Origin of the sequence: Roseateles sp., from assembly GCF_052436255.1 — a bacterium.
In the GTDB taxonomy this organism is placed as follows: Bacteria; Pseudomonadota; Gammaproteobacteria; order Burkholderiales; family Burkholderiaceae_C; genus Pelomonas.
In genome coordinates this window covers 31,959-44,395 of the sequence record NZ_JBQVNP010000031.1, presented here as the reverse complement: position 1 = coordinate 44,395, position 12,437 = coordinate 31,959, and the positions used below count along the sequence as shown (strand labels likewise).

9 protein-coding genes are annotated in these 12,437 nt (G+C 65.6%); 7 read left to right on the top strand and 2 right to left on the bottom strand.

The genetic code is table 11. From position 1 onward, the window contains the following. The first annotated feature begins 230 nt into the window (after nt 1-230). The 6 genes from ACT6S0_RS09840 to ACT6S0_RS09815 are packed head-to-tail and all read left to right on the top strand — an operon-like array spanning nt 231 to nt 8,228. Entirely contained in the window at nt 231-2,156 is a 1,926-nt protein-coding gene (locus tag ACT6S0_RS09840) for an XrtA/PEP-CTERM system amidotransferase (protein ID WP_444763723.1), read from the top strand. 20 nt (nt 2,157-2,176) lie between these two features. Then, nucleotides 2,177-3,493 carry a nucleotide sugar dehydrogenase gene (locus ACT6S0_RS09835; protein WP_444763722.1) on the top strand — a complete coding sequence of 439 codons (1,317 nt, stop codon included), beginning with the start codon at nt 2,177-2,179 and terminating at the stop codon, nt 3,491-3,493. Then, nucleotides 3,493-4,749 (top strand): glycosyltransferase family 4 protein, encoded by a 1,257-nt coding sequence (locus ACT6S0_RS09830; protein ID WP_444763721.1) that lies wholly within the window; start codon nt 3,493-3,495, stop codon nt 4,747-4,749. Before ACT6S0_RS09835 ends, ACT6S0_RS09830 begins: the two co-directional genes overlap by 1 nt. Then, nucleotides 4,746-5,960 (top strand): glycosyltransferase family 4 protein, encoded by a 1,215-nt coding sequence (locus tag ACT6S0_RS09825; protein ID WP_444763720.1) that lies wholly within the window; start codon nt 4,746-4,748, stop codon nt 5,958-5,960. Before ACT6S0_RS09830 ends, ACT6S0_RS09825 begins: the two co-directional genes overlap by 4 nt. Then, a complete protein-coding gene (locus ACT6S0_RS09820; RefSeq protein WP_444763719.1) occupies nt 5,953-7,272 on the top strand; it encodes a putative O-glycosylation ligase, exosortase A system-associated in 1,320 nt (439 codons plus the stop codon). The genes ACT6S0_RS09825 and ACT6S0_RS09820 overlap by 8 nt, the downstream gene beginning before the upstream one ends. Beyond that, nucleotides 7,269-8,228 carry a polysaccharide deacetylase family protein gene (locus ACT6S0_RS09815; protein ID WP_444763718.1) on the top strand — a complete coding sequence of 320 codons (960 nt, stop codon included), beginning with the start codon at nt 7,269-7,271 and terminating at the stop codon, nt 8,226-8,228. The genes ACT6S0_RS09820 and ACT6S0_RS09815 overlap by 4 nt, the downstream gene beginning before the upstream one ends. Nucleotides 8,229-8,341: 113 nt before the next feature. Here ACT6S0_RS09815 and ACT6S0_RS09810 read toward each other — a convergent pair whose 3' ends face one another. Further along, nucleotides 8,342-9,883, bottom strand: a complete 1,542-nt coding sequence (locus tag ACT6S0_RS09810) for a fumarate hydratase (RefSeq protein ID WP_444763717.1) — start codon at nt 9,881-9,883, stop codon at nt 8,342-8,344. Nucleotides 9,884-10,053: 170 nt separating this feature from the next. Continuing rightward, on the bottom strand, nt 10,054-10,866 hold the full coding sequence (locus ACT6S0_RS09805) for a PEP-CTERM sorting domain-containing protein (RefSeq protein ID WP_444763716.1): 813 nt from the start codon (nt 10,864-10,866) through the stop codon (nt 10,054-10,056). Between the two features lie 180 nt (nt 10,867-11,046). Between ACT6S0_RS09805 and fumC the strand changes: the two genes are divergently transcribed. Then, the gene (fumC, locus tag ACT6S0_RS09800; RefSeq protein ID WP_444763715.1) at nt 11,047-12,432 is read left to right on the top strand and encodes a class II fumarate hydratase; all 1,386 of its coding nucleotides are present in this window, start codon (nt 11,047-11,049) and stop codon (nt 12,430-12,432) included. The last annotated feature ends 5 nt before the right edge of the window (nt 12,433-12,437 follow it).

Sequence of the window (12,437 nt, the reverse complement as noted above, 5' to 3'; positions counted from 1 at the left end):
AAATGTGCGCGACCTCGCGGCGTCAATGAGGCATTCTTATGGCTGTTCATCCGAGGGTTCCCCGTGTGGCGATGGGTTGGTGTGAGAACCCTCATCTTCCACGGCCTCGGGTGAACAACCTCTTGGGAAACGACAGCTAGTGAACGAGTTCCTCATCAGCGGTCTCTCGTGTGCAGAGACATGCGGCCCGTCTGTGAGAATCCGCGCCTCGCCTACTCCCGTTCCCCTCCATGTGCGGCATCACCGGACTCTTCGACACCCGCGGCCAGCGCCTGCCTGAGCGCGAGCGCCTGCAGCGGATGAACGAGTCCCAGCACCACCGCGGCCCGGACGAGGGCGACCTGCACATCGAGCCCGGCGTGGGTTTTGGCCACCGGCGCCTGTCGGTCATCGACATCGCCACCGGCCAGCAGCCCATCTTCAACGACGACAAGTCGGTGGCCCTGGTCTTCAACGGCGAGGTCTACAACTACCTGGAGTTGATGGACGAGCTGCGCGGCCACGGCTATGTGTTCCGCACCAAGAGCGACTCGGAAGCCATCGTGCGTGCCTGGGAGCACTGGGGCGAGGACTGCGTGCACCACCTGCGCGGCATGTTCGCTTTCATGATCCACGACCGCCGCCGCGACTGCCTCTTCATGGCCCGCGACCGCCTGGGCGTCAAGCCGCTGCACTATGCGCTGACCGAGGACGGCTGGCTGCTGTTCGGGTCAGAGCTGAAGAGCCTGATGGCTCACGGCGGCCTGCGGCAGGAGATCGACCCGCGGGCGGTCGAGGCCTATTTCTCGCTCGGCTATGTGCCCGACCCGGCCACCATCTACAAGCACGCCAAGAAGCTGGCGCCCGGCCACCGCCTGCTCGTCAAGCGTGGCCAGGCGGTCGGCACGCCGCAGCGCTATTGGGACGTCAAGTTCACGCTGGACGCCAAGATCGGCGAGCAGGAGGCTGCCGAGGAGCTGCGCCGCCAGCTTTCCGAATCGGTCAAGCTGCGCCTGAAGGCCGAGGTGCCCCTGGGCGCCTTCCTGTCCGGCGGCGTCGATTCCAGCGCCGTGGTCGCCGCCATGGCACAGCTCGACGACCAGCCGGTCAATACCTGCTCCATCGGCTTCGACGATCCCAAGTTCAACGAGACCGAGTTCGCCCAGATGGTGGCGGACCGCTACCGCACCAACCATCGCGTGGAGTCCGTCAGCAGCGACGACTTCGGCCTGGTCGACCTGCTGGCCCATCTCTACGACGAGCCCTATGCCGACTCGTCGGCCATTCCCACCTACCGCGTCTGCGAACTGGCCCGCAAGCATGTGACGGTGGCGCTGTCCGGCGACGGTGGCGACGAAAGCCTGGGTGGCTACCGCCGCTACAAGATGCACATGATGGAAGAGCGCATGCGCAGCGCCTTCCCGCCGGCGCTGCGGCGCGGCATCTTCGGGCCGCTGGCCAAGCTCTATCCCAAGGCCGACTGGGCGCCGCGGGTGTTCCGTGCCAAGACCACCTTCCAGGCCATCGCCCGCAACTCGGTCGACGCCTACTTCAACACCATGGGCCTGGTGCGCGATCCGCTGCGCCAGGAGCTGTTCAGCGACGGCTTCAAGCGCGAACTGCAAGGCTGGCATGCGAGCGAGATCTTCCACGAGCACGCCCAGCGCGCCGGCACCGACGACCCGCTGGCGCTGGTGCAGTACCTCGACATCCATACCTACCTGCCTGGCGACATCAACACCAAGGTCGACCGCGCCAGCATGGCGCACAGCCTGGAAGTGCGCGAGCCGCTGATGGACCACAAGCTGGTCGAATGGGTGGCCACGCTGCCCTCGGCGCTGAAGCTGCGCGGCCAGGAAGGCAAGTACATCTTCAAGAAGGCGCTGGAGCCCATGCTGCCGCATGACGTGCTCTACCGGCCCAAGATGGGTTTTGCCGTGCCGCTGGCGCGCTGGCTGCGCGGCCCGCTGCGCGAGCAGACGCGCTCGGCCCTGCAGCAGGGCGCGCTGGCCCAGACCGGCTGGTTCAATGCCGGCGTCATTTCACGCCTGCTGGACCAGCATGAGCGCGGCGCCATGGACCATGCTCAGCCGCTGTGGGCGCTGCTGATGTTCGATGCCTTCCTGCGCAATGCAGGCCTGGGTAGCGCCGCCGCGCCCGCTCGCGCGGCCGCCTGACGAGTTTCACAAGGACAAAGATGAAGGTTTCCGTTTTCGGTCTCGGTTATGTCGGCGCGGTCTCCTGTGCCTGTCTGCCGGAGTTGGGCCACGAGGTCGTCGGTGTCGACATCAATCCGCTCAAGGTCGAGCTGATCGCTTCCGGTCAGTCGCCGGTCGTCGAAGAGGGCATCGAGGAGCTGATCGGTGCGGCCGTGAAGGCCGGCAAGCTGACGGCCACGCGCGACGTTGCCGCCGCGGTGCGCGATACCGAGATCTCGCTGATCTCGGTGGCCACGCCGTCCCTGCCCAACTACATGCCTGACCTGACGGCGCTGGATGCCGTCGTGGGCCAGATCGGCGCGGAGATCGCGCGCAAGGACAGTCAGCACACGCTGGTCATCCGCAGCACCGTGGCACCCGGCACCACGCGCGCGCGCATCGCGCCGCTGCTGGAGAAGGCCGCGGGCCGCAAGATCGGCGATCGCCTCAGCCTGGTGTTCAACCCCGAGTTCCTGCGTGAGGGCTCGTCGGTGTCGGACTTCCACAACCCGCCGCAGACCATCGTCGGCAGCCTCGACGAGGCCGGCGTCGAGGTCATGAAGCGCCTCTACAGCGGCGTGCCGGGCAACTTCGTCGCCGCGGATGTGGGCGTGGCGGAGTCGGTCAAATACCTCTGCAATGTCTTCCACGCACTCAAAATCGTGTTCGCCAACGAGGCCGGCGCGGTGCTCAAGGAGACCGGCCTGGACTCGCGCGATGTGCTCGAACTGTTTTGCCGCGACACCCAGCTGAATATCTCCAAGGCTTACCTCAGGCCCGGCTTCGCCTTCGGCGGCTCCTGCCTGCCCAAGGAGGTCAAGGGCTTCCTGACCATCGCCCGCGAACGCGGCGTCGACATTCCCGTGCTGGGCGCGCTGCTGGACAGCAATGACGCCCATATCGGCCGCGCCTACGAGCTCATTGCTTCGGCCGGCCGCAAGCCCGTCGCACTGTTTGGCCTGGCCTTCAAGCCCGGCACCGACGACCTGCGCGACTCGCCGCTGGTGGTGCTGGCCGAGAAGCTGCTTGGCAAGGGCTTTGAGCTGGCCATCTACGACAAGTTCGTCAAGATCGCGCGGCTGCTGGGCAAGAACAAGGAATACATCGACCGCGAGATTCCCCACCTCGACAAGCTGCTGCACGACACGCCCGAGGCGGTGCTGGCCAAGGCCGAGATCGTCGTCGTCGGCCATGCCGATGCCGAGACGCGTCAGCGCATCATTGCGTTCGCCAGGAACGCACGTGTTGTGGACCTGAACGGCTACGCCGACCTGCGCGATGCCGGTTTCGCGCAGTACGAGGGCATCTGCTGGTGATGAGCCTGGCCCCGACGCCTGAGGCAGTGACGGTGGATGCAGTGGCTCAGCGCCGCTCGCTGAAGGTTGCCTTCGTCTCCCCGGTCTTCCTGTTCCCGGCCGACGCCGGGGGCAAGATCCGCACGGGCAACATCCTGCGCGGGCTCAAGGAGAGCGGCCGGTTCGACATTACGTTGCTGTCGCCTGCCACGCCCGAGCAGCAGCGCGAATGGCAGGGCGAGATCGACCGGCTGTGCGAGCGCTTCATCGGCTGGCAGCCGAGCCCGCCGCAGCCACGCTGGAAGCGCGCGCCGGACCTGCTGTCTTCTCTGCCAATCAACGTGGTGAATGACCGTACGCCTGCAGCCGTTGCAGCAGTCGAGAAGGTGCTGGCTGCCGAGCGGTTCGACGTTGTCGTCTTTGATTTCGTCCATGCCGCCGTGCTGCGGCCGGATCAACTCCAGGGCGCGACGGTCTGCTTCACGCACAACGTCGAGACCGAGATCTTCGAGCGCCACGCCAAGACGGCTGCGAACGCGCCGCTGCGCTGGCTGTGGACCTCGCAGGCGGCCAAGATGCGTCGCTTCGAGCGCGAGGCGCTGGCGCGCTTCACCCGCGTGGTCGCGGTGTCGGAGCGCGACGCGAAGATGTTCGAGAAGAACGACGGGCTCAAGACAGCGCGCGCCATCCCGACCGGCGTGGATCTGGACTTCTTCTCATGGCAGCCGCCGGCCGACGGCAGCCCGATGGTGGTCTTCACCGGATCGATGGACTGGGAGGCCAATGTCGACGGCATCCGTTTCTACGTCGATGAGGTCTGGCCGCGCGTGCGCACCCAGCTGCCCAATGCGCAGCTGCGCGTCGTCGGCCGCCACCCGCCCGCGTCGCTGACGCAGCGCAATGTGCCCGGCGTCACCTTCACCGGCTTTGTCGACGATGTACGCGACCATGTGCGCGACGCCCAGGCCTTCGTCATCCCGCTGCGCGTCGGCGGCGGCACCCGCATCAAGGCCTTCGAGGCCATGGCCATGGGCCTGCCCGTGGTGTCGACGACCATTGGCATCGAGGGGCTGGATGTCGACCATGGCACGCATTTTCTGCGTGCCGATGGCGCCGAGGCGCTGGCCGACGCGACGCTCAGGCTGATCGCCGATGGCGCGCTGCGGCTGAAGCTGTCGCGCGCGGCGCGTGAGCTGGTCGAAGGGCGCTTCGGTCACCGCGTCGCCGCGGAGGTGTTCGGCCGCATCCTGGTGGAAGCCGTCGAGGCCTCCGCATGACGAGGCTGAAGGTGCTGACCTTCTCGACGCTGTTCCCGAGCAGCGTTCGCCCGGGCCATGGCATCTTTGTCGAGACACGGCTGCGTGAGCTGATGAAGAGCGGCGAGGTCGAATCCCGCGTCGTCGCACCGGTGCCATGGTTCCCTTCAATGGACCCGCGCTGGGGCGAATACGCCAGGTTTGCGGCCACGCCGTCGAGGGAGCAGCGCAACGGCCTGGATGTGCGTCATCCGCGCTATCTGCTGCTGCCCAAGGTCGGCATGAGTTCGGCGCCGCTGACCCTGGCGCTCGGCGCACGGGCGGCCGTGCAGCAGCTGATCGACGAGGGCTTTGACTTCGATGTCATCGACGCCCACTACTACTACCCCGATGGCGTCGCCGCCGCCCTGCTGGCCAGGTGGTTCGGCAAGCCGCTGGCCGTGACGGCGCGTGGCAGCGACCTCAACCTGATCGGCCGCCATGGCCTGCCGCGGCGCTGGATGCGCTGGGCGTCCCGGGTGGCCGGCGCCTCCATCGGTGTCAGCCAGGCCCTCGTCGACCGCATGCATGAACTAGGCTTCGCCAGCCCGCGACAGCTGATGCTGCGCAATGGTGTCGATGTGGAGCGCTTTCGCGCCGATGCAGATCGCGCCGCCCTGCGCGCTCGTCTGGGCGCCGAAGGCAGCCCGTTGTTGGTGTCGGTCGGCAACCTGGTCCCATTGAAGGGCCATGACCTCGTCATCGAGGCGCTGGCGCTCTTGCGCGGGCAAGGCCTTCAGGCCCGGCTTTGCATCATCGGCGCCGGGCCGTTGCGCCCCATGCTGGAAGCCCAGGCGGACCGCCTGGGTCTACGCTCGGAAGTACGTTTCCTCGGTGCGCTGCCCCAGCAGGATCTGGCCGACTGGTACGCCGCGGCCGACATGCTGCTGCTTGCCTCGGAACGGGAGGGTTGGCCCAATGTGTTGCTGGAAAGCATGGCCTGCGGAACGCCCGTCATTGCAACCGCGGTGGGCGGCATTCCGGAGATTGTCAAAGTGCCGTTGACCGGTCGCGTCGTCGAGGAGCGTTCCGCGCGCAGCCTGGCGGATGCCGCCAAAGCACTCTGGCAGTCGCCACCGTCGCGCGAGGCGTTGCGCAACTATGCGCAGGGTTTCGGCTGGCAGGCGACCACCGACGGGCAGCTTGCGTTGTTTGGGGACATGACCCGTACCTGGCGGACCCGCCATGCGTGACCTTGCCTTGCTGGTCATCATCGGTTGGATCTTTATCCACGCCCTTCGCCGGCCGTGGATCGGCATCCTGGGCTGGACGTGGATCAGCATCATGAATCCGCACCAGCTGAGCTGGTCGCTGAACACGATGCCGATCGCGGCCGCCATCGGCGGCGCGACGCTGCTCGGCCTCTTCATCACCAAGGACAGGCGCGACTACTCTCAAAGCCGCGAGGGGCTCGTTCTGATCCTGTTCATGGTGTGGATGTGCATCACGCTACCGTTCTCGATGCTCTTTGAGCCGTCGTTCGAACTGTGGAAGCGGGTCATGAAAATCGACCTGATGATCCTGGTGGCCATGGTGCTGCTGCACAGCAAGCGCCACATGATGCTGCTGGTCTGGGTGCTGGTCTTTTCCATCGGCTTTTTTGGCGTCAAGGGTGGGGCGTTCACACTGGCGACGGGTGGCAGCTACCGGGTGTGGGGACCGGTGAACACCTACATCGAGGGCAACAACGAGGTGGCGCTGGCTATCGTCATGGTCATCCCGCTGATGCGCTTCCTGCAGATGCAGATGCAGGCCAAATGGGCCAAGACGACGATGACCGTGTGCATGGTGTTGATGGCGATGTCAGCACTGGGAAGCCACTCACGCGGCGCGCTGCTGGCGGTCGCGGCGATGGGCTTGGTGCTGTGGTGGCGCGGCAGAAACAAGATGGTCGGGGCGGTCGTCATGGTCGTCGTTAGCATGGCCCTGCTGTCGGTCATGCCGGAGGAATGGTGGGATCGCATGAACACCATCAAGACCTACGACCAGGATGACTCCGCGCTTGGCCGGCTCAACGCCTGGGGCATGGCCTGGAACCTGGCCAAGGACCGCATTTTCGGTGGCGGTTTCATGGTCTGGACCGGCTCGATCTTCGCCATCTATGGCCCCGAGGCGGATCGCGTACACGCGGCGCACAGCATCTATTTCATGGTGCTCGGAGAACAGGGCTTCATCGGCCTATCGCTGTTCCTGACGCTGTTCATCATGGGATGGTTTACGGCGGGCAAGTTGCGCATTCAGGGGAGGGCGCAGCCGCAGACGCAGTGGCTGTCCGACCTGGGCGGCATGCTGCAGGTGAGCCTGGCAGGCTACGCGGTAGGCGGCGCCTTCCTGAGCTTGAGCTACTGGGACCTTCCGTACAACCTGATCATCCTCGCCGTCGTCGGCAAGCGTTGGCTGGATCGCAAGGAGTGGCTGCGCGAGATGGAGGAGCCGGTCATCCACTGGCCCGAATTCCTGAAGAAGCGCTTCCAGAAGAAGAAACCCGTGCCCATGCTGCCATGAAGCCCTTGTTCAGCCTGTTGTCTCCGGCGGGCGCGCGCGCGCGTCTGTCCGTGTTGATCTTCCACCGCGTGCTGCCCGCGCCGGACCCGCTGTTCCCCGATGAAGTCGATGCCGCGCGCTTCGATGCGTTGCTGGGCTGGGTCAAGTCCTGGTTCAACGTGCTGCCGTTGGACGCCGCGATCCGGCAACTCCATGAAGGCAGGCTTCCGGCGCGAGCGGCCGCGTTGAGCTTCGACGACGGCTATGCCGACAACCACGATGTCGCACTGCCGGTGCTGCAAAAGCATGGCCTGCCGTGCAGCTTTTTTGTGGCCACCGGCTTCCTCGATGGCGGTCGCATGTGGAACGACACGCTGATCGAGGCCGTGCGCCTGAGCACGCTGCCTTTGCTGGATCTGCGCGGCCTCAGTGACGGTCAAGGCGAGGATCTGGGCCAGCATGTGCTTGGTGGCGACGCCCATCGTCGCGCGTGCCTCGGACGCCTGATCCAGCGCGTCAAATACCTGGCTCCCGAGGCGCGCGTCGTCCTTGTCGACGCCATCGCCCGTCGGGCCGAGGTCAGCCCTCCCGATGACCTGATGATGACAAGCGAGCAGGTGCGCAGCCTGCGACGCGCCGGCATGCAGGTTGGCGCGCACACGGTCAGCCACCCTATCCTGGCCAAGATCCCTGCCAACTTGGCCGCCGACGAGATCGGCCGCAGCCGTGACGTGTTGCAGGGGCTGCTCAAAGAGAACGTCGGCCTGTTCGCGTACCCCAACGGCAAGCCGGGTCCCGACTACCTGCCCGACGTGCACCCCGGCATCGTCCGCGAACTTGGTTTCGATGCGGCCGTCTCCACACGTTGGGCGGCGGCGCGACGCGGTGAAGACATCTTCCAGATTCCGCGTTTCACGCCCTGGGACAGGGGGCGGTTGAAGTTCGGCTTGCGCCTGGCTCGCAATCTGTCGATTTAGGTAGATCGCACGCCTCGGAGCGCATCGCCGCGATGGCGTCGATGACGTCCTTGCGAGTGGGTGAGTAGGCTGACTGCTCGGGCCCCCATTGGGGGCCTCCGATCATGCTGCTGTCATACCGCAGCGACTGGGATGCCGATGGCCTTGCCCGATGCGATGCGCTGCTTCCACTCGGCCGGGCCGGTGATGTGGGCGCTGGTGCCGGTCGCGTCGACCGCCACGGTGACGGGCATGTCAACGACGTCGAACTCGTAGATCGCTTCCATGCCGAGGTCTTCGAAGCCGACGACCCGGGCGCCCTTGATCGCCTTGCTGACAAGGTAGGCCGAGCCGCCTACCGCCATCAGGTAGGCGCTCCTGTGGTTCTTGATGGATTCGATAGCGACCGGGCCGCGCTCGGCCTTGCCGACCATCGCGATGAGGCCGGTCTTGGCCAGCATCATGTCGGTGAATTTGTCCATGCGCGTGGCCGTCGTCGGGCCGGCGGGGCCGACGACCTCGTCGCGCACCGGGTCGACCGGGCCGACGTAATAGATGACGCGGTTGGTGAAATCCACGGGCAGGGTTTCCCCCTTGCTCAGCATGTCCTGGATACGCTTGTGAGCGGCATCACGCCCGGTCAGCATCTTGCCGTTCAACAGAAGCGTGTCGCCGGGCTTCCAGGTCGCCACTTCTGCGGGCGTCAGCGCGTTGAGGTCGATGCGTTTGCTCTTGTTGTAGTCCGGCGCCCAGTTCACGTCGGGCCAAAGGTCGAGGCTCGGCGGCTCCAGGTAGCTTGGGCCGTTGCCATCCAGCACGAAGTGGGCGTGGCGGGTAGCCGCGCAGTTCGGAATCATCGCGATGGGCTTGCTGGCGGCGTGGGTCGGGAAGGTCTTGATCTTGACGTCCAGCACGGTGGTGAGGCCGCCCAGGCCTTGCGCGCCAATGCCCAGGGCGTTGACCTTCTCGTAGAGCTCGATACGCATCTCTTCGAGCTTGTTCTGCGGGCCGCGCTGCAGCAGCTCGTACATGTCGATGTCTTCCATCAGCGCCTGCTTGGCCAGCAGCGCCGCCTTCTCTGCGGTGCCGCCGACGCCGATGCCCAGCATGCCGGGCGGACACCAGCCGGCGCCCATCGTCGGCACGGTCTTCAGCACCCACTCGACGATGTCGTCGCTGGGGTTGAGCATGTAGATCTTGCTCTTGTTCTCACTGCCGCCGCCCTTGGCCGCGACGATGACATCGATCGTGTTGCCGGGCACGACTTCCATCTGGACAACGGCGGGTGTGTTGTCCTTGGTGTTCTTGCGCGCAAAGATGGGGTCGTCCAGCACGCTCGCGCGCAGCTTGTTGTCCGGGTTGAGATAGCCCTGGCGCACGCCTTCGTTGATGGCGTCCTCGATGCTGCCGCTGAAGCCTTCCCAGCGCACGTCCATGCCGATCTTCAGGAAGACGTTGACGATGCCGGTGTCCTGGCAGATTGGACGCCGGCCTTCAGCACACATGCGACTGTTGGTGAGGATCTGTGCGATCGCATCCTTGGCGGCGGGCGAAGCCTCGGCCTCGTAGGCGCGGGCCAGGTGGGCGATGTAGTCGGCGGGGTGGTAGTAGCTGATGTACTGGAGGGCGGCGGCGACGCTCTCGACGAGGTCCAAGTACTTGATCGTGGTGCTCATGGAGTCCTGCAGGCGCAATGGGGATGTTCCAACAATTATCCGGCAGCCCCTCGCGCGGCAGGCGTATGTGCGGTTCCCAAAAGGAGTAGTCCTCGACAGCTTGCGCTGCCGAGGACTGCTTTCAACACTCGACTTGCCTCAGCGCATCAGCGCTGATCGCTGAAGCCTCTTCAGGCGCTCTTGCGGCGGCGTGCCAAGGCCACGCCACCGAGGGCCAGGCCGACCAGGGCCAGCGAAGCCGGCTCAGGCAGGTTGCCGACCGAACCGATCGCAACCGAGGCGAAGCGCAGCGTGCCGCCAGCGACCAGGAACTCGCCGAAGCCGTCGCCGAAGAAGGTCACCTTGCTGAAGGTGCCCGACGAGTCGATCGCGCCGATGAAATTGGTGTAGCTGCGAGCCGCGGGGTAGCCGGGGTGGTCATTGGCGCTCAGGGCGTTGGCCGGCAAGGTTGCCGCGCCGCCGTCGAAGGCGATCCACAGGCCCGATCCGGTCGCTGCCACGCCGTAGGCGCTTTGCACGGCAGCCGAGCGCGTGCCGCCCATGCAGCAAGTCGCCCAGTCGCCGATCTCAAAGCCGAAGGCGTTGACCGGCGAAGAGAACGTGAAGGTCAGGCCGCTGGTGTAGCCGTTGATGTCGGGCTTACCACCGGCAGCACCACCCAGGCCGGCGCTGGGATTGATGTTCCAAACGTTGCCGGACAGTGACTGGCCGTTGCTGCTGTAGCCGCCACTGGTGGTGGCCAGAGCGCCATTGGAGGTGCGCGTCACGGTGACCGTGGCCGGGTTGCCGCCGAGGTCGACGTAGTTGTACGAGCTGGCCGCAGTGACCTGGGCGGTCAAGACGGAGGCTCCGGTGCCGGTGATGACGCTGTCGAACGTCGAGATGTTCGGCAGCGACAGGTTGTAGACAACCGGCGCAGCGACTGCGGAAGTGGCGGTCAGAACCAGCAGCGACGCTGTGGCGAGGATCTTTTGAATCTGCATGTTTATCTCCACGGAAGTAAGTAACCAACCGGTTTTAGCAAGGAGGATGCCAAGCTGAAAATGTCAAGCAGATCAATGGCTTGTGAGGTGTCTGCAAAAGTTCTAGCTGGAGTGTGTAAATTTGCTCGACAGGGTGAAGATCGCCGTGCTGGACTGAGGGCCGCCATCAATGAGAGTCTCATGAACACCCGCATCGAACGCGACACCTTTGGCCCCATCGAAGTACCGGCCGACAAGTTATGGGGGGCGCAGACGCAGCGCTCGCTGCAGAACTTCGACATCTCGGGCGAGCGCCAGGCCCCGGAGCTGATCCGTGCGCTGGCCAAGGTGAAGCGCGCCGCGGCCGTGGTCAATTGCGCGCTGGGGTTGCAGGACACGAAGACGACGGACGCCATCGTTGCCGCTGCGGACGAAATCATTGCCGGCATGCACGTGGACGAGTTCCCGCTTGTCGTCTGGCAAACCGGCTCCGGCACCCAAACCAATATGAATGTCAACGAGGTGCTGGCCAACCGTGCCAGTGAACTGTTGGGTGGCGCGCGCGGCGAGGGCCGCCTGGTACATCCCAACGACGACGTGAACCGCAGCCAGAGCAGCAACGACGTCTTCCCGACTGCCATGCATGTGGCCGCGGTGCAGGCGCTGACGGAGCGCCTGCTGCCGCCACTCCGCGCGTTGCGGGAAACGTTGCAGCAGAAGGCCGAGGCCTTCGACGACATCGTCAAGATCGGTCGAACCCATCTGCAGGACGCGACGCCTTTGACGCTGGGACAGGAGATCTCCGGCTGGGTCGCTCAGCTGGCGCATGGCGAGCGCCACGTGCTGAACGCGCTGGCGCATCTGCATGAGCTGGCGCTGGGCGGCACTGCGGTCGGCACGGGCCTGAATGCACCCAAGGGCTATGCCGAAGCGGTGGCTGCCGAGCTCGCGCGGCTGACCGGCCAGCCCTTCGTGACCGCGCCAAACAAGTTCGAGGCGATGGCTTCATGCGACGCGCTGGTCCACGCCCATGGCGCGCTCAAGACACTTGCTGCCAGCATGACGAAGATCGCCAACGATGTGCGCTGGCTGGCCAGCGGCCCGCGCAGTGGCCTCGGTGAGATCAACATTCCGGAGAACGAACCGGGTTCGTCCATCATGCCGGGCAAGGTCAACCCGACGCAGAGCGAGGCGGTGACGATGCTGGCCGCTCAGGTGATGGGCAACGACGTGGCCATCAATATCGGCGGCGCGTCGGGCAACTTCGAGCTGAACGTGTTCCGCCCCATGGTGATCCACAACTTCCTGCAGAGCGTCAGACTACTGGCGGACGGCATGGCCAGCTTCGACAGGCATTGCGCCGTGGGCATCACGCCCAATGAGGTGCGCATCGCCGAGCTGGTCGAGCGCTCACTGATGCTGGTGACAGCGCTCAACACCCACATCGGCTACGACAAGGCCGCGCAGATCGCCAAGAAGGCGCACCACGACGGCTCCAGCTTGCGCGACGCGGCGCTGGCGCTGGGCCACGTGACGGCCGAGCAGTTCGATGCCTGGGTCGTTCCTGGGCAGATGGTGGGGCGCTGAACCGG